This is a genomic window from Geobacillus sp. TFV-3, assembly GCF_009901865.1.
GTDB classification, from domain to species: Bacteria; Bacillota; Bacilli; order Bacillales; family Anoxybacillaceae; genus Geobacillus; species Geobacillus thermoleovorans_A.
In genome coordinates, this window is sequence record NZ_MPSP01000001.1 from 1,462,853 (window position 1) to 1,483,868 (window position 21,016).

General features: G+C 50.3%; 13 protein-coding genes, 5 pseudogenes and 1 CRISPR repeat array (1 of these 19 only partly in view). Of the genes and pseudogenes, 15 read left to right on the forward strand and 3 right to left on the reverse strand.

Annotated elements, in window-relative coordinates; translation table 11 throughout:
- Positions 1–4,018: a CRISPR direct-repeat array (repeat unit 29 nt; unit sequence GTTTTATCTGAACGGAGAGGGATTTAAAG); it begins 333 nt to the left of the window's first position.
- Positions 4,019–4,105: 87 nt separating this feature from the next.
- On the reverse strand, positions 4,106–4,858 hold the full coding sequence (gene istB / locus BJQ97_RS07455; protein ID WP_021322668.1) for an IS21-like element helper ATPase IstB: 753 nt from the start codon (positions 4,856–4,858) through the stop codon (positions 4,106–4,108).
- Positions 4,855–5,694 (reverse strand): annotated as a pseudogene (locus tag BJQ97_RS07460) (transposase); the annotation flags it as partial. The pseudogene BJQ97_RS07460 and the gene istB, both read right to left, overlap by 4 nt.
- A gap of 153 nt (positions 5,695–5,847) precedes the next feature.
- Between BJQ97_RS07460 and BJQ97_RS17645 the strand changes: the two are divergent.
- The 3 genes and pseudogenes from BJQ97_RS17645 (at position 5,848) to BJQ97_RS07475 (ending at position 8,591) form a co-directional block, all read left to right on the forward strand.
- Positions 5,848–6,393, forward strand: coding sequence for a DUF6431 domain-containing protein (locus BJQ97_RS17645; protein WP_079935676.1), 546 nt, complete (start codon positions 5,848–5,850; stop codon positions 6,391–6,393).
- A gap of 152 nt (positions 6,394–6,545) precedes the next feature.
- Positions 6,546–7,798: pseudogene (locus BJQ97_RS07470) on the forward strand (IS481 family transposase).
- Positions 7,791–8,591 carry an ExeA family protein gene (locus tag BJQ97_RS07475; RefSeq protein WP_160155462.1) on the forward strand — a complete coding sequence of 267 codons (801 nt, stop codon included), beginning with the start codon at positions 7,791–7,793 and terminating at the stop codon, positions 8,589–8,591. The pseudogene BJQ97_RS07470 and the gene BJQ97_RS07475 overlap by 8 nt, the downstream one beginning before the upstream one ends.
- Positions 8,592–8,796: 205 nt before the next feature.
- Here the strand turns inward: BJQ97_RS07475 and istA are convergent.
- Positions 8,797–9,464: pseudogene (gene istA / locus BJQ97_RS07480) on the reverse strand (IS21 family transposase); the annotation flags it as partial.
- Positions 9,465–9,603: 139 nt separating this feature from the next.
- Between istA and BJQ97_RS07485 the strand changes: the two are divergent.
- From BJQ97_RS07485 to BJQ97_RS07540, 12 genes and pseudogenes are all read left to right on the forward strand, one after another.
- Positions 9,604–9,807: pseudogene (locus tag BJQ97_RS07485) on the forward strand (ABC-2 family transporter protein); the annotation flags it as partial.
- Between the two features lie 356 nt (positions 9,808–10,163).
- Positions 10,164–10,553, forward strand: coding sequence for a MerR family transcriptional regulator (locus BJQ97_RS07490; RefSeq protein ID WP_160156091.1), 390 nt, complete (start codon positions 10,164–10,166; stop codon positions 10,551–10,553).
- A complete protein-coding gene (locus tag BJQ97_RS07495) occupies positions 10,550–11,833 on the forward strand; it encodes a class I adenylate-forming enzyme family protein (RefSeq protein WP_236567169.1) in 1,284 nt (427 codons plus the stop codon). The genes BJQ97_RS07490 and BJQ97_RS07495 overlap by 4 nt, the downstream gene beginning before the upstream one ends.
- 111 nt (positions 11,834–11,944) lie before the next feature.
- Positions 11,945–12,985, forward strand: a complete 1,041-nt coding sequence (locus BJQ97_RS07500; protein ID WP_160156092.1) for an RNA-guided endonuclease TnpB family protein — start codon at positions 11,945–11,947, stop codon at positions 12,983–12,985.
- 162 nt (positions 12,986–13,147) lie between these two features.
- Positions 13,148–14,460: pseudogene (locus tag BJQ97_RS07505) on the forward strand (acyl-CoA dehydrogenase family protein); the annotation flags it as partial.
- 132 nt (positions 14,461–14,592) lie between these two features.
- Positions 14,593–15,534 carry an alpha/beta hydrolase gene (locus tag BJQ97_RS07510; RefSeq protein ID WP_160156093.1) on the forward strand — a complete coding sequence of 314 codons (942 nt, stop codon included), beginning with the start codon at positions 14,593–14,595 and terminating at the stop codon, positions 15,532–15,534.
- Between the two features lie 135 nt (positions 15,535–15,669).
- Entirely contained in the window at positions 15,670–17,286 is a 1,617-nt protein-coding gene (locus tag BJQ97_RS07515) for a response regulator (protein ID WP_160156094.1), read from the forward strand.
- Between the two features lie 251 nt (positions 17,287–17,537).
- Complete coding sequence (locus tag BJQ97_RS07520; protein ID WP_160156095.1) at positions 17,538–17,876, forward strand: hypothetical protein; 339 nt, start codon at positions 17,538–17,540, stop codon at positions 17,874–17,876.
- Between the two features lie 129 nt (positions 17,877–18,005).
- Entirely contained in the window at positions 18,006–19,028 is a 1,023-nt protein-coding gene (locus BJQ97_RS07525) for a histidine kinase dimerization/phospho-acceptor domain-containing protein (protein ID WP_160156096.1), read from the forward strand.
- Positions 18,962–19,444 carry a sensor histidine kinase gene (locus BJQ97_RS07530; RefSeq protein WP_160156097.1) on the forward strand — a complete coding sequence of 161 codons (483 nt, stop codon included), beginning with the start codon at positions 18,962–18,964 and terminating at the stop codon, positions 19,442–19,444. The genes BJQ97_RS07525 and BJQ97_RS07530 overlap by 67 nt, the downstream gene beginning before the upstream one ends.
- A 432-nt stretch (positions 19,445–19,876) precedes the next feature.
- The gene (locus BJQ97_RS07535; protein ID WP_160156098.1) at positions 19,877–20,560 is read left to right on the forward strand and encodes an SOS response-associated peptidase; all 684 of its coding nucleotides are present in this window, start codon (positions 19,877–19,879) and stop codon (positions 20,558–20,560) included.
- Positions 20,560–20,964 (forward strand): thiol-disulfide oxidoreductase DCC family protein, encoded by a 405-nt coding sequence (locus BJQ97_RS07540; protein ID WP_160156099.1) that lies wholly within the window; start codon positions 20,560–20,562, stop codon positions 20,962–20,964. Before BJQ97_RS07535 ends, BJQ97_RS07540 begins: the two co-directional genes overlap by 1 nt.
- The last annotated feature ends 52 nt before the right edge of the window (positions 20,965–21,016 follow it).

The window sequence follows — 21,016 nt, forward strand, 5'->3', positions numbered from 1 at the left end:
TGAACGGAGAGGGATTTAAAGGGACTTATCGGACATTGCTACTTGGTGCCGTTTAAGGTTTTATCTGAACGGAGAGGGATTTAAAGTATAATTGTGTAAAAAGATCAAGTCCGGGAATTTGTGTGTTTTATCTGAACGGAGAGGGATTTAAAGAGTCTGGAAACGTTCGGCGAAACATGATTATGCGGCAAGTTTTATCTGAACGGAGAGGGATTTAAAGTCCAAGAGGGTCAAGGGGTGCTGGTACAGCACGAAGCGTTTTATCTGAACGGAGAGGGATTTAAAGTACATCGCCTTTCCGTCATAGCATCTTAAAATTTGAGGGTTTTATCTGAACGGAGAGGGATTTAAAGGTTAAAATAGCGATAGCACGGCTGGCTTCATCGACGTTTTATCTGAACGGAGAGGGATTTAAAGGTCGAGGCGTTCAACTTGACCAGACCAATACCAGGTTTTATCTGAACGGAGAGGGATTTAAAGCTCTCCGTCTGCAAGGGAATAATGCGTGGGAACATGGTTTTATCTGAACGGAGAGGGATTTAAAGAGAGCTGTTCAACCATTCCAGCCCTCACATTACGCGTTTTATCTGAACGGAGAGGGATTTAAAGCGTCTTTGGTTTGTTGATAAAAATGATAACCAAACGGTTTTATCTGAACGGAGAGGGATTTAAAGGCGAATCGGTGACCGGAATTAAACTCCGCTCATCGTTTTATCTGAACGGAGAGGGATTTAAAGTATATGGTGACATATATGGAAAAACCTCGTGAACCCTAGTTTTATCTGAACGGAGAGGGATTTAAAGAAACGGGCAAGTGCTTACTGACAGTCTAACGGTTGCGGGTTTTATCTGAACGGAGAGGGATTTAAAGTCGCTTTAAAAATTGAAGTGTACCGTGAGGAGGTGGCTTGTTTTATCTGAACGGAGAGGGATTTAAAGTTGCTTTGATTTGTAGAAACTCAATGGCTATCACTGTTTTATCTGAACGGAGAGGGATTTAAAGCTGTCGTGAGCTTCCGCTTCCCGATCCGGTATCCCTTGTTTTATCTGAACGGAGAGGGATTTAAAGTCGCATTGGCGACCTCGAGTGAAATGACATCATCGCGTTTTATCTGAACGGAGAGGGATTTAAAGCGCAACATACCCGATTTCCTTCAACAGCAACAATCGTTTTATCTGAACGGAGAGGGATTTAAAGTGATTTGATCCAAGAGCATATTTTCCGCTTGTTCCAGGTTTTATCTGAACGGAGAGGGATTTAAAGCGATCGTGATGAACATTCTGCCCATTGCCGTTGTGGGTTTTATCTGAACGGAGAGGGATTTAAAGCTTTCATCGCCCTCCCAGTTTTGTTGTCGTGTGAAACAGGTTTTATCTGAACGGAGAGGGATTTAAAGCTTTCATCGCCCTCCCAGTTTTGTTGTCGTGTGAAACAGGTTTTATCTGAACGGAGAGGGATTTAAAGAAAGGTGGCTTTTGTAATGGTTAATGTATCAGTAGAGCGTTTTATCTGAACGGAGAGGGATTTAAAGAAAGGGGAACGAGGGAACTCGGAAAACCCTAGAGCCACGTTTTATCTGAACGGAGAGGGATTTAAAGCCATTTCTACGAACAAAACTTCGGTCCTATGAGTCGTTTTATCTGAACGGAGAGGGATTTAAAGGTGAAATGCTTGCAAGTCGGGCATACAGCTGGATTGTTTTATCTGAACGGAGAGGGATTTAAAGGTGAAATGCTTGCAAGTCGGGCATACAGCTGGATTGTTTTATCTGAACGGAGAGGGATTTAAAGTTCATAATCAACGTTACGAATTGCGATGCTTTCCGTTGGTTTTATCTGAACGGAGAGGGATTTAAAGCGCTGCTGTCGTTGGATAAAACGGAATAGATACGCGTTTTATCTGAACGGAGAGGGATTTAAAGTTGTACCTGGCAAAGTGATTGTGATTGTCGTTGAGTTTTATCTGAACGGAGAGGGATTTAAAGTTCGGCGAGTGCATCAGTCTGTGAATTGAAGTGAACGTTTTATCTGAACGGAGAGGGATTTAAAGATCCGAGCGATTTCAGACAGCACACTTTGGCAATAGGAGTTTTATCTGAACGGAGAGGGATTTAAAGACGATTGGTAAAATAAAGGTAAAGGAGGGCCGAAAAGTTTTATCTGAACGGAGAGGGATTTAAAGAGGCTTTCATCGATTGGCTGCTAGAAAAAAAGTATATAGTTTTATCTGAACGGAGAGGGATTTAAAGACGATTGGTAAAATAAAGGTAAAGGAGGGCCGAAAGTTTTATCTGAACGGAGAGGGATTTAAAGAGAACAGCACAAGGCTTCTTCGGTCTGCTCGGCATAGTTTTATCTGAACGGAGAGGGATTTAAAGATGCCGTCATAGTCGTTGATAAGTTTCATGTCGTTCGTTTTATCTGAACGGAGAGGGATTTAAAGTGTTTCTCCGCATATACTAGTCCGACGAGCAACACGGTTTTATCTGAACGGAGAGGGATTTAAAGTACAATCAACATTGCAACAGCGTCTTGTTTGACCGATTGTTTTATCTGAACGGAGAGGGATTTAAAGTTAATAATTTTTCTTCCGACTCTGTCCACTTTCGTGTTTTATCTGAACGGAGAGGGATTTAAAGTGAGTTTTCTTTGCCTCTCCCGGTTGGGACTTATGTTTTATCTGAACGGAGAGGGATTTAAAGAAACTTAAAGCCGCGCCATTCTTGACAGAGCTCACCTAACGTTTTATCTGAACGGAGAGGGATTTAAAGGGAAATAAAGCCGTTCGTAAATTAGACGGAAATAAAGTTTTATCTGAACGGAGAGGGATTTAAAGATATTCAGATTTTCGATGGGGCCGGTCAAACGATTTCGTTTTATCTGAACGGAGAGGGATTTAAAGCTGGAAAGCGCCAATAATGTCCTGTTGAGGTTATTTCGTTTTATCTGAACGGAGAGGGATTTAAAGGTGATCGCCCTTTCCGGACAGGTAAAGATCATAAATAGTTTTATCTGAACGGAGAGGGATTTAAAGGAAAAAGTGTCGTAAAAAGACACGGAGGTGTACAAGTTTTATCTGAACGGAGAGGGATTTAAAGGTGGCTGTACGGGGCTGATAGACGACTTCACGAACGAGTTTTATCTGAACGGAGAGGGATTTAAAGTGATTTGGAAGAAATTTTACAGTATTTGGAAGAGATTGTTTTATCTGAACGGAGAGGGATTTAAAGACGAAAGAAAGGGGCGATTTTAGGTGACAGAAAACGTTTTATCTGAACGGAGAGGGATTTAAAGAGGCGACATGAAGCTGGCTGCTGAATTGTACGAATGGTTTTATCTGAACGGAGAGGGATTTAAAGTAAAAATGAGCAGGTCGGATGAGCGTGAGATAATCAATGTTTTATCTGAACGGAGAGGGATTTAAAGCTGCAGGGAACCGTTCTATTGCGAAGGACCGATGGTGGTTTTATCTGAACGGAGAGGGATTTAAAGCTGCAGGGAACCGTTCTATTGCGAAGGACCGATGGTGGTTTTATCTGAACGGAGAGGGATTTAAAGCCGGCAATGTCGGTCAAGGATTTCTGACACTTGCATGCGTTTTATCTGAACGGAGAGGGATTTAAAGTGGCGAAAGTATCGGCGGGGGGAGAAGCAATCTCCCGTTTTATCTGAACGGAGAGGGATTTAAAGTATAGCGTTCCTTCAAAAATTTCTCGGCTGCTGACGGTTTTATCTGAACGGAGAGGGATTTAAAGATGAAGGCGGAACATATAAAATCGAGAAGGAAGGAATGTTTTATCTGAACGGAGAGGGATTTAAAGTATCATAAGATTGTCAAAATCAATTTTGGAGATTGGCGTTTTATCTGAACGGAGAGGGATTTAAAGATCGGTGGATTGAAGAGTACCGACGTTGTCGTCGTGTTTTATCTGAACGGAGAGGGATTTAAAGTACGAATGGTTTGTGGAGCATTGCGAACTGGTGAAATCGTTTTATCTGAACGGAGAGGGATTTAAAGAGTCAATCATGAGCGTCAAGATGTTTTTTGCAAGCAAAAAATGCAGAGAAGTGCAAGAAAAAATACATAGGCTTGCCAGCTCAAGACTTAAGGTTCCAGACCGGGGGAAGAGGACGGCTGGATCGCGGAGAGAGCGTTCCGCAGTCGATAGCTCTCTCCCGTAAAGGCCAGGATGTGGGCATGGTGAACCAAGCGATCCACCAGCGCAGCTGTCAAGCGGTTGTCCCCAAACACCCGATTCCACTGTCCAAATTCCAGATTCGACGTCACGATGACGCTTTTTCGCTCATAACAGTCGGCGATAATATGAAACAACAGCTCCGATCCTTGCTTTTGAAACGGCACATAGCCGAGTTCATCCAATATCAACAGTTCGCACGCATCGATGCTTCGTTTCAGCCGCCCGAGCGTGCCATTTTTCAATGCCTCTTCCAGCTGGGCGACGAGATCCGCGACGCGGAAAAACCGAACCTCATGGCCTTGTTGGCACGCCTGGATGCCGAGCGCTGTGGCGAGATGGGTTTTTCCTGTCCCGGGCGAGCCTAAAAGCAGAACGTTTTGCTTTCGCTCCAAAAAGCGAAGGTCACACAATTCCTTCTTCGATGTCGTGGTCGGCCAGTGGATGTGATCCGACCATTCGTAATCCTTCAGCCATTTCAACTCCCGAAACTTGGCTTTCTTGATCAGCCGGGCCTGTTTCGCCTGCTGGCGGCACGACAGCTCCAGCGCCAATACATCCCGCAAAAACTGCTCTTTCGTTTCGAACATCACCTCCTCGAATCGATCCGCGATATAGGCCAAATGCAGCGCTTTACAAATCTCTTTCACCTCTGCTCTCATCCCTGGACACCCCCTTCCCGAACAGGATGAAGACGTTGATCATACACCGTTAAGTCCGTTTCATAGTCGATCAGGACGGAAGGGGTGTACGATTCTTCCCACTTGGCCGGGTAATGGGATTGCTCGGCTTCCATCAACACCCCGATTTCATGAGGAGCCAAGTCCCATCGCTGACTCTCCTCGAGCCACTGGGCGATTTCATAAAGCGTGCAACGATCCAACAGCGCTCGCAGCCCTTTCAAACGGGCCGCCACCTGGGGCGGGGTGCCAGCCAGATACGTTCGGATCGCTTCCGGCAAGTACGCCCGGTATCGGGAATGCCCGACAACCCGGGGTTTGGTCTCCCACTCAGCGAAAATCTCTTTCCAAGGGATCTCGCGTTTCACGTTCGTATACGGCCTTGGCATCTCAAGATGTATGCCTCCGTCAGGAGAGAGCACAAAGAAACGATCCCACTCTTTTTTCACCAATACCCGGTTGGGGACGGACAGGCCATGGACGACGAACGCCTTCCCATCCACCATCACTTCTCCGTACTTATTCACGTAAGCGTGATCGAGGGAGAAGATCGGAAGATCTTGTTCCGGCAACGCCAACAGCTCCGGCCGCTCTTCCTGCCATAGCTCCTCTATCAACCGCCCCTTTTCATAATGAGGGCGGTTTCGGTCCTCGACCATCTTGCGATGCAGCCACTCCACCAGCTCCGGATCCGACTCGATCAACGGAGCCGGGACGAAACAAAGGTTGCGAGTGTAATAGACTTTTCGCTCCGCATTTCCTTTCTCATGTCCGCTGTATGGATTGCACACTTGTACATCAAACCGATAGTAGAGTTGAATGTAAATTATCACTTTATTTCGGAACAAAAGAGCCATTTTTTTGCACATTCTTTCAGAAAGCCCTCTCCCCTTTTCTGAAAGAATGTGCTAAATTTTTTGTGAATTATTTCGGAAGAGAAAATCCATCGGTTCAGAGGAGGGGAGGAGGACGTGATTCAATTTCATGACTTTGGCATTGACGTCCAAACGTATGCAGAGCGTGGAAAAGAAAACGACTTCCCTCTTCTGACACAGTGTCCGCATTGCCGGGCCAAGCGCCCGTTGCACCGCCACGGTTACTATGAGCGAAACGCATTGACCCCACATGGTGATGATCGCATTTGGATTGTCCGGTATCGCTGTCGGGAATGCTTGAAGACGGTGAGTGTGCTGCCTTCCTTTCTCCTCCCGTATTTTCAGTATACGTTGTCCGCCGTATGGCAAGTTGTGAAAGAACAGTTGGGATTGACCGAGGGGACGAACCAGGCTCCGTTCCTCCCGACAAAGGACGGCATCATCTTTTATGTCCGACGGTTCTACCGAAACCTATCAAACCTTCATAGCTTTTTTGCGAGGCGGTGGAGGATCATAGGCCCTATCGTGAAAAAAGAAAAGGAACGGGCTTCTTGGTGGATCCGGACGTTGGAGGAACACGGTCTCTATTCGGTCATCAGAGAGATGTGGGAGGACGGATTCCGACACCCTTTTGCAAATTAAATGGGATCCTGATTTTACATATATATCCTAAATTGGAAATGATTGAGGTTCCCACAAACCTTTCCTATCGACGGAGAAAAAGCAATTCGGTACGATAAGGGCAGGAGGACCGGAACGGTCCTGATTCCAAGTGAGACCAGGAGGAGATTCGAATGGATGAGTCGATGAGACACGACATTGCCCTGTTTCGGTACGGGCTAATCGCTCCGTTGGTGAATGGGCAGGTGGAACCGAAGACGTATCTGAAAGAGGTGAGCGAGCGAGTGCACCATGTTCCCCACCAGGGCGACAAGCGAATCGCAGCCAAGACGATCCTCGATTGGTGCACCCGATACAAAAAGGGGGCTTTGACGCCTTAAAGCCGAAGCGCCGTTCGGACCGCGGCCACTCAAGGCGTCTGTCGCCCGATGATGAGGATCATATTTTAGCCCTAAGAAAAGAACATCCCACCATGCCCGTGACGGTGTTCTACGAACACCTAATCGAGCAGGGGGAAATCCCAGAAAACCATACCTCTTACTTTACTATATACCGATTATTGAAAAAACACAACCTTGTCGGGAAAGAAATTTTGCCCATGCCGGAGCGAAAACGCTTTGCGTATGACCAGATCAATGAGCTTTGGCAAGGGGACTTATCCCATGGACCAACGATTCGAGTCAATGGGAAAGCCCAGAAAACGTTTTTGATCGCCTATATCGATGACTGCTCGCGGTTGGTGCCGTACGCGCAGTTTTTCCCTTCGGAGAAGTTTGACGGGCTGCGGATCGTCACGAAGGAAGCGGTGCTTCGTTGCGGGAAGCCGAAGCGCATTTACTCGGACAACGGGAAAATTTATCGATCCGAGGTGCTGCAGTATGCGTGCGCCGAGATGGGGATTACGCTCATCCACACCCAGCCGTATGATCCGCAAAGCAAAGGGAAAATCGAACGGTTCTTCCGCACCGTACAGACGCGGTTTTATCCGCTGCTGGAGTTGGATCCCCCGAAGTCGCTCGAAGAGCTGAACGAGCGCTTTTGGAGGTGGCTTGAAGAGGAGTATCATCGAAAACCGCACGCCTCACTGGACGGAAAAACGCCGCATGAGGTGTTTCAATCGCAAGTGCATCTCGTGTCGTTCATCGAAGATGGCGATTGGCTGGATGCGATTTTTCTGAAACGGGAGCACCGCAAGGTCAAAGCCGATGGAACGATCACCTTGAACAAGCAGCTGTATGAAGTGCCGCCCCAGTTCATTGGGCAATCGATTGAACTCCGCTATGATGAACGGGGCGTCTATGTGTACGAAGATGGAAGGAAGGTGGCGGAGGCCGTTCGAGTTCGTTTGGAGGACAACGCCTATGTAAAACGCCATCGGTCCCCGTTTGCGGCGATTCCGGCGAAGGAGGGAGAACACGGTGTATAAATCGTTTTACTCCCTTTCGCGGGAGCCGTTTGCGAAAGAAACAGACCCGTCCAAGGCGTATCAAGGGGCGCCATTTCAGGAAGCGTTGCGGGCGCTGGAGTACGTGAAACGAACCCGGGGGATCGGGCTGTTGATCGGAGAGCCGGGGGCGGGCAAGACGTTCGCCCTTCGGGCGCTGAAAGAGTCATTGAATCCATCATTGTATCATGTCGTCTACTTTCCGTTATCCACCGGAGGCGTGATGGATTTTTACCGTGGACTGGCCTTGGGATTAGGAGAGGAACCGAAGTACCGCAAGGTAGACCTCTTCCGCCAAATCCAGCAGGCGATCGAGCGATTGTATCATGAACGACGGATCACGCCGGTGTTCATTTTGGACGAGATGCATTTAGCAAAGGATGCATTTTTACAGGACATCGCCATCTTGTTCAACTTTGAGATGGATTCGACCAACCCATTTGTCTTGATTTTGGCCGGGCTGCCCCATTTACAGGGGAAGCTGCGGCTCAATCAGCACCGCCCTCTCGATCAGCGGATCATCATGCGATACCGGATGGGGCCGCTGGAGAAGGAAGAGGTGGCGGGCTACATCGAGCATCGGATGAAACAGGCCGGGGCGAAGCATCCGATCTTCACTCCATCGGCGTTAGAGGCGATTGCCCTGCAGTCGCGGGGATGGCCTCGGGTGATCAACACGTTGGCCACGACGTGCCTGTTATACGGGTATCAGCTGAAAAAGGACGCCATTGACGAAGAAGTGGTGCGCATGGCCGCAGAGGAAATGGGGTATTAGCACGAAAGGGGCCGAATCGGCCTCTTTTGTGCTTTCTCTTTTCCATCGGTCCATCAGGCGCGCTGGAAATCTTCATCTGAAAGAGCGTGCAAACGTTCCGAAAGAATGTGCAAAATCCGGAACAATCCGCAAAAATTTTGCACATTATTTCCGAATCCGCCTGAAATAATTTGAAAAAGGGATTCTGAAATAATGTGCTAATTTACAGTTGAAATTTCTCAAAAGCCTCGGTGAATTGGCGTTCTCCCCCTTTTCGAATCGACACGATGGCCGCGGACAAATTGTCAATGCGCAATGCCTTTGGCACTCCCCCAGCCTGACGAAACAGCTGCGTCAACCCATGGAGGAAGCATTCACTGTTTTCCGCCGGCAGCGGATAAGCAAACGCAGCGTTGCTATACGGGAAGCTTACGATCAAAACCGATCGTTCTTCTTCCTTCCCCTCCTTCGTCACCACCGTCATCTTCCCGAAATCCACCTGCGCCTCGCCTGGCGGGTGCTCAAGTCGTTCATAGCGCTGTTCTTTCTCGAGTTTGAGCTGCGGTCTTCGTTTTTGCACGTACGCGCAAACGGTGCGATACGAGCCTTGAAATCCATGGTCACGACAAAGCGCTTCAAACATCGTCTTGTTCGTTCGCCGTTGTTTTCTCGGCAGCTTGGCATCCTCCTCCAACCAGTCATCAATGATTTGCCCGTATCCTTCTTCCTCCATCATCCCCTTTTTGCGTTTGATGGTTGGTTGGACAGAAATGCCGCCGCGTATTTCTTGACCGTTCTCCAGTTATATCCCGTTTCGCGGGAAATTTCCGCAATCGATAACCCTTTCTTTTCACGCAGTTTTCTGATACGATTCATTTCGGGCATTGCCAGCATCCTTTCGCTCCTCCACTGTTTGGTTTATGTGTTCACAACTTCCACAGTAGAGGAAATGTTAGGGGCTGGCAAGCCTTTTTTCTTTGCCTTAGGCTCTGCACGTTTCGTTGCAGAACTCTGTATTTTTATTTTGCACTAAACAATGTACCGCGGCGCCGTGCGCTTCGTCATTACATACGTCCTGCCGGCGGTGTTGATCACGAACACGCCGGCTTTGGCGCTGCTTGGGAAATGGAGCGTTCCGGCGGCGCTTGCGGCTTTGGCTGTGGCCATGTTCTTTTTATGGCTTGCCCGGCGCTTTTGGCGGTTTGCCTTGCGCTTTTACACCGGGGCGGGCGGGTGAGGAAACGGCTCCTTAGACAGGAGCTTTTTTCTTTTGTCATGGTGATTTTAGCCAAGAAATCAGCGGCGCGTATATCGTCCCATGCCGTCCGATTCGCTTCTGGCCGCCATGAATAATGGAAAAGCGTTTCAGTGCTGATGACATGTGCGTTCGGTCGACTGTCTCTTTCTTTGCATTGGCTTAGTCTCCTTTTGCTGACGGCTCCCACCGTCATTTTTTATGTTGATGGTTGGGCGTCGGAAAGAATGGAACAGAGAAGAGGGGATGATGGTTTCTTTACGTTCCTGCTCGTTGACTTTTACGTCAACGTCAATTAAAATAAAATTCAGAATATTACTTCTAGAAAAGGGATGGCTATGCACTATTTCACCATTTCCGATTTGGCGCACGAGTTTGATGTGAGCACACGGACGATCCGCTATTATGAAGAACGCGGATTGCTCTCCCCGATTCGGACCGAGTCAGGGCAGCGGCTGTATACGAAAAAGGAGCGGGCGAAGCTCAAGCTCATTTTGCGCGGCAAACGGTTCGGCTTTTCGCTTGACGAAATCCATGAGATGATTTCGCTGTTTGATGAGGACCGAACGGGGAAGAAACAGCTGGAAAAAACGGTCGAATACGGGCGGCGGAAATTGAAGGAGGTGAACGAGCGGATTGAGGATTTGCAGCAGCTGAAGGCGGAGATGGAAGCGATGCTTTCTGACTTTGAGAGGCGATTGCGAGAATGGGAGGAATCAGACGGATGAACATTTCAGAACTGCTCGCCCGCAATGCGAGGAAATTTCCCGACAAGACGGCGATTATCGATGGGGAAACGGAGCTTTCTTACGCCGAAGTCAACCGAACGGTCAACCGTCTGGCGTCAGCGCTCGCGCGGCTTGGCGTCGGACGCGGCGATAAAGTCGCGCTGTATATGCCCAATACCAAGGAGTTTGCCGTTTCGTACTTTGCCGTTTTGCGCCTTGGCGCGGTTGTTGTGCCGATCAACGCCCGTCTTACGGCGTCGGAAGTGCAGTACATTCTCAGCCATAACGAGACGAAGGGGCTTATCGCTCATGATTCGGTGCATCAAGTGCTCGCCCCGCTTGTCGGTGGAAGCGATGGAATCTGGGTGAAGACGGGGAAGGCGGAAGGCGGCTGGCTGTCGCTCGAGGAGTTGATTGATTCGGGTGATCCAGAAGAGATCGTCTGCCGAGCCAAAGGAGATGATGAGGCGACGATTTTGTATACGTCGGGGACAACGGGGCGGCCGAAAGGAGTTTTGTTCACCCATCGCAATGTCATCACGGTCGCGGATATGATCGTGATCGAAACGAAAATCGACCGTCAAAGCCGCCTGCTGCATCTCATGCCGCTCAGCCACTCGGCGCCGCTTCATTTGTTTTTCATAGGCGGCACATATGTCGGTGCGACCCATGTCCTGGCTCCTTCCTTTTCTCCGGATGTCTTGCTTGAACTCGTTGAGCGCCATAAGATCACCCACTTTTTCGGCGCGCCAGTGGCATATTTATTGACGGCGAAGCACCCGCGTTTTGAGGACTACGACCTTTCTTCGGTCTGCTGTTGGATGTACGGCGGGGCGCCGTTGTCGCGCGAGGAAGTGCGGTTTGTCGCCAGCCGCTTTGGCGCTAGGCGGATGATGTGTTTATACGGTTTGACCGAAGCCGGCCCGAACGGCACGTACTTGGCTCCTGAGGAGCACGCTGAAAAAGCGGGAAGCGTCGGCAAATATGCCGCCCTCCATTGTGAGGTGGCCATTGTCGACGAGCAAGGAAATGAAGTCGCGCCCGGCGAGGTCGGGGAGATCGTGCTGCGCGGGGAGAGCGTGATGAAAGGATATTACAAAGACGAGGAAAAAACGAACGAAGCGATCAAAAATGGATGGCTATATACAGGCGATTTGGCGCGCCGCGATGAAGACGGCTACATTTGGATCGTCGACCGAAAAAAAGATGTCATTATTTCCGGCGGCGTGAATATTTACAGAAATCCCGCGCGAAAGCCCACTCCTTTAGGGGTGGGATGAAGCGCGTTGCAGTTCATTCATCGAACTGATATAGTCATGAGTACAGCAGGAAATGTATCAAGCGAAACCATCAAACGTTATGTGGAATCTCAAAAGAAAAGGGGTGAATCCATGCCCACGATCACACTAAGGCTGGAACTGCACAACCCAACGAAAGTCAAACAAGACATGTATGAACGGATGACAGAAGTGAATACCGCCTTTGCGAATTGGCTGTTGAATCAAGCGACGAGCAAACTGTTTAAAGAGTTTTCGTCGCAGCGGTTCCCTTCCGCCGTCGTGAATCAAACGATTCGAGAAGTGAAGTCCCAAAAGAAAAAACAAAAGGCAAAGAAGTTCCGAACATTTTGGTGTTGCTTTAACAATCAAAACATAAAGGTGGAAAAGAAAGGAGCGTTCTACACGGTTTCCTTCCCCACACTGGAGAAACGAATTGGCGTGCCTGTCGTCACGCGTCCCTATCAAGAGGCATGGCTGGATCGGCTGATCCATGGAACCGCCAAACAAGGGGCGGCCAAGCTCTACAAAAAGCGAAAGAAATGGTGCTTGGCGATCGCGATCACATTTGAAGTCAAGCCGCGGCACGAAACAAAGGTGATGGGGGTTGACGTTGGGCTTCGCTATATCGCCGTTGCCAGCGTGGGGACGAAATCGTGGTTTTTCAAAGGGAACCAATGCGCCTTTGTGCGCCGACGATATGCGGCTTTGCGGCGAACGTTGGGCCAAGCGAAGAAGCTTCATATGATTCGCAAAATCGGCCGTAAAGAGTCCCGCTGGATGAAGGATATGAACCATAAAATCAGCCGTCAAATCGTCCGTTTTGCCCTTGCCAACGGTGTTGGCGTGATTCGGATGGAAGATTTGGCGGGGATTCGGAAACGAGCCGCTTCGGCCAAAGAAGCAGGACGAAATCTTCATTCGTGGGCGTTCCATCAACTGCAAACGATGATTGCCTACAAAGCCGAAATGGCGGGCATTCGGGTCGAGTGGGTGAATCCGACCTACACCAGTCAAACTTGTCGTTGTGGCTATCGAGATAAAGGAAACCGGAACGGCATCCACTTCCGATGCCAAAAGTGCGGATACACCATCCACGCCGACTTGAATGGCGCGATCAACATCGCCAAAGCGATTTCGGGCCTCGCCGCCTAACCTCGCGCACTGGTCACAGGTGCGCCGCCCATTGGGGTACAACTTAACCCAATGGGACGGGGTGATGACACACCCCTGAACTTGGGCGTTGTCTGAACCAGAAATGGATGAGGACGCGAACGACCCAAGAATCCCACGCCCTTTAGGCGTGTGGAGTGTCAATGCCCGGTGACGCTGACGATGGCGACCGCCTATGTGCTTGAGCATTTTGCCGATGAAAAGTTGAAAGCTCGGTATTTGCCCCATGCCATCTCAACGGGCGAAGTCGAGCTCTACGAAGGGGCGACGTTTTTAACCGAGCGCCAAGACGGGTCGGACGTCGGCGCCAACGCGGTGCGCGCCGTGCCGTGCGGCGATCATTATAGGCTATACGGAGAAAAATATTTTGCCAGCAACGCCGGCCGATGCGGTGTGGCGCTTGTGTTGGCGCGCATCGATGGGAGCGGCCCGGGGACGAAAGGGCTGAGCTTGTTTCTCGTTCCGTGGCGCCGGGCGGATGGGACGTTAAACGGCATCTCCATTCGCCGCCTAAAAGATAAATTGGGTGTGCGCGCCGTGCCGTCAGCCGAAGTTGTGTTTGACGGGGCGGAAGCGTATGTCGTCGGCGATCCGACGAAAGGTTTCTATTATATGATGGAAGCGCTCAATTTATCGCGCGTCTGCAATGCGGTCGCCTCTGTCGGCATTATGAAACGGGCGCTCGAGGAAGCGAAACAATACGCCGAGCGGCGCACGGCCTTTGGCCATCAACTGACCGATTACCCGATGGTGCGCCATACGCTGGCCGACTTGACGGCAAGACAAGAGGTGGAAACGAGCGCCTGCTTTGCGATGATCTCTTTGTTTGACCGCGTCATGACCGCGCCGCATGAAGCGGACGAGGCGGAGAAAGCATGGCTGCGGTTGCTGATCGCCTTGCTCAAAATGCGCACGGCGGAAGAGGCGATCGCGTTTAGTCATGAGGCAATTGAAATGCACGGGGCAACGGGTATATTGAAGATTTCGTCACGCCGCGCCTGTTGCGCGATGCGCAGGTGCTGACGGTCTGGGAAGGGACGGCGAACATTTTGGCGCTCGAGGTGCTGCGTTTGATGCGCAAATATCGCATCCATGAACGGTTTGCCGCCGAGATGAAGGAGCGGCTTGAGAGCTTGACGGCCGCGGTGAAACCGCTCGCCCTCCCAGTTGAAGAAGGGCTTAAGGAATTGGTGTCAGCGCTTGCCCGTCTTAGCGGACAAGCGGAAGAGGTGCAGACGTTTCATGCTAAGACGATTGCCAATCGGATGTGTGATTTGTATTTGAGCGTTATTGCTCTTGAGCGCGGGCAAGAAAACGAGCGGAATCGGCTGATTGCTGAGCTGTTTTTGCGCCGCGTCTGGGAGCGCGGGCTCGTGGACGAACAGATGGCGTCGGTGCGCGAGTTTGACTTGATCGTCAGATGTAAAGGAGCGTCTGCGCCGCTTGCCCATTCGTAAGCAGGCGTTATGAAGCATACCGTTGACGAAAGAGATGTTCGTTTTTTTGCGGACATCTCTTTTTTGATTGCCAAATGAGCACTTCGACAAGTAGGATGAAAGAAAGGAAAAAGAAAGAAGGGGGAAACGTGCATGGAACTGATGCGCACGCCGCGCAGGACAACGCGGCGCGTTTGGATTTCTGCAGCCATTGGCGTTGTCATTTTAGGGTTGCTCGCTTGCGTTGGTTTGTCCGTTTATGTCGGCTGGCAGCTGACGCATAAACCGCGCGAGCCAATCACCGTAACGCCGAAAGACTACGGCATGGCGTATGAAAACGCGATATTCACGAGCAAAGATGGAAAAACAGCGCTCAAAGGCTGGGTCATTCCACCGCAAGGAACAGCGAAGATGACGGTCATTTTTGCCCATGGGTATGCCGGCAACCGGATTCAGAAAAACGTGCCGTTTTTGCCGCTCGCCAAGCGGCTTGTTGACAAAGGGTATCGAGTTATCTTGTTTGACTTTCGTGCGAGCGGCGAGTCGGAAGGGGATATGATTACGATCGGCGTCAAAGAGAAGGTCGATCTGCTCGGGGTCATTGATTATGCGAAGAAGCATTTCCATGAACCGATTGCGCTTTACGGTGTTTCGATGGGAGCAGCGACATCGATCTTGGCGGCGGCAGAGGACAACGATGTTCGCGGGGTGGTTGCAGACAGTCCGTTCAGCGACTTGGAATCGTATTTGCGCGCCAATATGTCAGTATGGACGCATCTGCCTAACGTGCCGTTTACGTATCTCATTTTGGCGATCATCCCGGCGCTTGCTGATTTGGATTTGGGGATGTCTTCCCCCATCCATGCGGTCGATCGTGTCGCGCCAAGGCCGATTTTGTTCATCCACAGCAAAGACGACCGATCCATCCCGTATGAAGAAAGCGTGAAATTGTACGAAACCCATCCGGATGTCTTTCAACTATGGCTGACGGAAAAAGCGGATCATGTGAAAAGTTTCTCGCTGTATGGGGGTCAATACGTGAATCGCATGCTCTCCTTTTTGCGGTCGTTCGAGCAACAGCAACCAAAGAAATAAGTATTTGGTCCTATACAGCACATGAAAAGCCATATATAATGTAAGGGGAGTGGAACGGCTTCGGCGGTTCCTTCTTTTTTGCGCCCGCTGACTTAGTGGATGGAGGCTGAGAAAACGGGAGGGTCGGGTTCGGTCATGGACAAATACAAAGAGCATTTTTGGCGCAATATTCGTGCCAAATTGGAACAGTGGGAGCAAGAAGACGCGATTACGTATGAAGATGTATATGGGTTTTTTCATAACATCGCTGGAACGGCGGCTGTCATTGGGATGGAAGAGTTGGGGAAAAGAGCATGCCGGCTGATGAAGCGGCTTGAGGCGGAAAACGGGAAACGGTGGACGCCAGCCGAGTTGAAAGAGCACGTATATGAGTTGATGCATTGGTATTATGACGAAACGCACCGCGATGTTCCTACTCATTTTTCTTTTTCGCCGGCGGATGCCGACGAAGTGCCGCTTATCTTGCTTGTCGATGATGATGCGCTCTTTTTAATGTATATGAAAGAGCAAATCGAGAAAGTGGGTTGGCAGATTGTCACCGTTGCCCAACCGGAAAAGGCGGTGACACAATTGTATGAGGTGAAGCCGGATTGCGTTGTCATCGACGTGCATATGAACGGAACAGACGGTTTGACGGTGTTCAAGGAATTGAAGGCGGCGCTCGGCCAACAATTTGTTCCAACTGTGGTCATCAGCGCCGATGATCGCGAAGAGGTGCGTCTGCAAAGTTACGCGTCCGGTGCTGATGATTTTATGGTAAAACCGTTTGCCTTACGGGAATTTATCATTCGAGTGCATCGGTTGTTGGAGCGTAAAAAACAGTTGGAAGGGCTTCTGCTTGTCGATGAGCTCACTCGGTTATACAATCGCAAATATTTGCCTGAGGCCTACCGCCAGCTCGAAAGCGAGCGGGAGCGGCTTGGGGAGCCGTACTGCATCGCATTGCTCGACCTAGATCATTTTAAGCAGATTAACGATCAGTACGGTCATTTAGTTGGAGATGAGGTGTTGCGTGAATTTGCGGTGCTCCTGCGGCATGGAACACGGCCGAACGATTTAGCCTTCCGCTTCGGGGGAGAAGAGTTTCTTCTTTTTTTGTCGAAAACGATGCAACAAGATGCGTTTGAAATTATTGAACGGATTCGTAATCAATTTCGTTCCCGCTCATTTTCCGGAGGAGGAACGGCATTTCGTTGCACGTTTTCTTGCGGAATCGTGGAGGTGGACGAGGGAGGTGCGCCGCTTGAATATTGGCTTGAGCGGGCGGACGGGGCGTTGTATGCGGCAAAAAACGGCGGGCGGGATCGGACAGTGGTTGCCGAAAAGATAGAAAAGATAGATGACATGCGACAGCGAAAAACGGTGAAAATGGCCGTCGTTGACGATGATGTGATCGTTCGCACGGTTGTCGCTGATCTTCTCGAACACATTGCCCGAGATCGGAAAGAGCAGTGTGAAGTGCGGTCCTTTGCCGATGGGGTATCGTTCATCGAATCGTCATGGCACGAAGGCCATTCCCTGTGCCTTGTCATTCTTGATGGGATCATGCCGAAAATGGACGGAATTGAAGTGTTGCGCCGTCTTCGCAGCCGCCGTGATGAGTCTCGTTATAAAATTATTATGTTAACAATGCGCCGGAATGAAGAAGATATTGTACAGGCGCTTCAGTTAGGGGCGGATGATTATATAACGAAACCGTTTAAACGGCTTGAGCTTGAAGCGCGGGTCAGCCGATTGTTGAAACGGATGTAGTGAGGGAAGGAAAGCTCATTGAAAAAGACTTTGCTTGTGAAAGATGAAGAAGTGTTATATTTGGTTTTAAAAGTCAAGTACATCTTTTGGTGATGAACCAGTATTGATAGAAATGGAACCGTTGGCTGTCCATCCGGAAGACGAGCGGTTTCTTCGCGATGTTCACGACTTTTTCATCCGATATTTCGAACAGCTTGTGTCGAAAGCCATAGAGGCTTTTGAGCGCGCCGACCGACGGGAAGTAGCGTTGATTGAGGGGGTTCGAGCGAAAACAGCTATACGGGCAAGCTACATTTATCGCTTTTATCGCGCTGATGTTGTTTTTATTGCAGCAGCTTATGCGTTTGGCAGCAAGACAAATCGGCTGCCCGCTCCAACAGTTTGCCGCCGCTGCGGAACAGTTTGCCAAACAAGGTGCCACTGTCGAATGGCCAACATTTGACGATCAGGAAGATGAAATTGACAAACTATCAAAAGCGTTTATGATGATGGAGAGCATTCGCAAAAAAAGGAGCATCTGTTGGCGCAAAACGAAGAACTTCTCGCCCAGCAAAGAAGAGCTAGAGGCCCAGCAAGCCGAGCTGGAGTAAGCGTTAGCCATGGCCGAGCGCCGCGATGCAGGAGCTGGCGCGCCGCAACGACCTCATTTAAAGGCATGGATCAGTCTCTTGACAAGCAGAAAGTGTTAAAATAGTGTCATCCGCCATTTATGCGTCATCATGGAGGCGGAACGGGGCATCATCGTCGTTGCCGATGAAGAGCGAGCGCATGCTTCGTTCGGTTTATCACCGATGAGCGTGCATCGGTTTTTGCAGCAACTGTATAACGGCCTCGAACACCGCTTGCTCGAGACGAAGCAGGCATTCACCATCCGCCGCGAACTGCCGGGGGTTGAGCGCGGTTGCCATTACGAACCGCTATATTCATACGATCTGTTCGTCCCTGTGTTGTCGCCAAGTGATGATGTGGAGGCGGTCATCGTCTTAAGCCGGTTCGGAGCAGCGTTCACGGATGATGAAGCGGTCGAGGCCGAACAGCTTGGCAAGCATATTTCGATTTCCTTGCAAAAATTTGCCTTATACGAGGAAGCGGAAAAAGATCGGCGTCTGACGGAAGATATTTTCAACCATTTGCCCGAAGGCATTCAGCTCGTCGACCTTCATGGAACGAACAAGCTAATGAACGGGCGGATGAAGGGATGGTTCGCCGCAACGGCAGACGGATGGCAAGAGGCGCCGGAGTGGAAACAGCGGCTGTGCGCATTGGCCGCCGATGAGCAGGCGCTTAGCGTCTTGCTCGATCAGGCCGTTTTTGGTCCGGCGGATGAGTTATCCGTGATGGCGTATGAGCTCAAAGAGAATCGGATCGTTATGGAAGTTTATGCCGAACTGCTTTACGGAGGGGGAACAAAATTTGGCACGATTTTCGTCCATCCCGTTGTGACAAAGCAGGTAGAAGTTGATCGGATGAAGTCGAAGTTGGTCAGCACGGTCAGCCACGAATTGCGGACGCCGCTCGTGGGTATTCTCGGTTTGGCGGAGCTGTTGCGCAACAAACCGCTTGCGCTTGAGCGACAATACAAATATTTGACGGCCATTTATCAAGAAGCCGAGCGGCTGACCGCTTTAATTAACGATTTTCTAGATGTGCAGAGCGCATGGAAGCCGCTCGGCAAATGTATCATTGGGAGCCGATTGACCTCGTTCCAGTCGTTGAAAAAGTCGTTGAAACAGAAAAACTAGGAACGGATATCCATACGTTTTCAGTCTCCATCGAGACAAAGCGGACGGTGATCCGCGGCGACAGGGAACGGCTGCGGCAGCTGTTTACGAATTTAGCTCATAATGCGGTGAAATATTCTCCAGACGGTGGGACCGTTGCGATCCGGCTTTATGAGCATAGCGGCCGCTTGTGCGTCGATGTGCGGGATGAAGGGCTTGGCATCCTGGCTGAGGCGCTACCGCATATTTTCGAGAAGTTTTACCGCGTTGATAATTCCGACCGCCGCCGCATCGGCGGAACAGGACTCGGCCTGACGATCGTCAAAGAGATTGTGAAAGCGCACGGCGGCGAGGTGGACGTCGTCTCGGAAGAGAAAAAAGGGAGAACCTTTACTGTTCGTTTTCCTATGGCGTCGATCACGCAAGAGATCAACTGAAGCTTCTTTTCATCAAGTGGCCGGATTTCCCTCTCGGCCGCTTTTTTGTAAACTGATAAAGAAAGGAATGGGATCATCTATATAGATGCAATTTGAAGCTTTACCATTTGTAGTTTTTCCCAAGTATTTGATCGACTGTCGGGCGACCGAACAACGCCACTTCCAGACCCATATATGGGTCTGTGAAGCAGGCGGTTGTTCGGTCTTCCGTCACGCCAAGGCGTGACGGAGGCAAGCCTGTGGCTTGCCTCCGACAGTCGAAAATGGGCAAACCTCTTTTCCGTCAAGGATATGTTAAACTTCTTCGTTGCATCTATATAGAAACACTTACCTTTTCATCACATGAGTGAACATGGGGAGAGTTTTGTTGGAAATTTTATGGTATAAGATCGTTTTCTTCCTTGAAGCTAACGAGAAGAAGGGGGAAGAGGCATGTGCGGTCGGTTTACCTTAACGGTTGATTTGTTGGCGTTGCAGGAGCGGTTTCACTTCCGTTATGAAGGTTCGCTTGCTCCACGGTTCAACATCGCCCCGGGCCAGGAGGTGTTGGCGGTCATTGTGGAAGAAGGGGAGCGAATCGGCAAAATGATGCGCTGGGGGCTTGTGCCGTTTTGGGCGAAAGATGTCCGCATCGGTGCGAAGATGATCAACGCCCGGGCGGAAACGATCGATGAAAAGGCGAGTTTTCGCCATGCGTTCAAGCGGCGGCGCTGTTTAATTTTAGCCGATGGATTTTTCGAATGGAAAAAGGAAGGAACGAAAAAAGTGCCGTACCGGTTTACCCTCAAAACCGGCGAGCCGTTTGCGTTCGCTGGGTTGTGGGAGCGCTGGGATGGGCCAAGCGGGCTGCTTGAGACGTGCACGATCATTACGACGAGGGCGAACGAGCTCATCGCCCCCATCCACGACCGGATGCCGGTCATACTGCCGCCTGAACGACATGAAGACTGGCTAGATCTGCGTTTGGACGACAGCGAGTATTTGAAGTCGTTGTTGTTGCCGTATCCGAGCGGCGAGATGTGCATGTACGAAGTGGTGCCGCTCGTCAACTCGCCGAAAAATGATGTGAGCGCTTGCATTGAACCCGTCAACAGCCGGTCGATGGAGGGAATGTGATGCATCCTATCATCTTATTTGATGGCGATTGCTTGTTTTGCCATGCGAGTGTGCATTGGATTGCCGCCCGCGACCGCCAGGCGGTGTTCCGCTTTGCGTCGCAACAAAGCGCTGTTGGTCAAGCATTGTTGGCAAATGAGGAGACAGTGGCGAAAGACAGTGTCGTCCTCATCGAGAACGGGTGCTGTTATGTCAAATCCGACGCTGCTTTGCGCATCGGTCGGCGTCTAGCTTGGCCGTGGAATTGGTTGGCAGCGGTTGGATTTCTCGTTCCGCGGCTGTTGCGTGATCATATGTATGACACGATCGCCAATCGTCGGCATCGTCTCGCTGCGAAGCGTGATTGTTGTCAGCTGCCGCCGCCTGAGTTGCGATCTCGTTTTCTTGACAAATTGCCGCGGTGAAGAAGGAAAATATGCCTGTTTGTCGTATTGAGAAGGGAAAGAAACGAGGGAG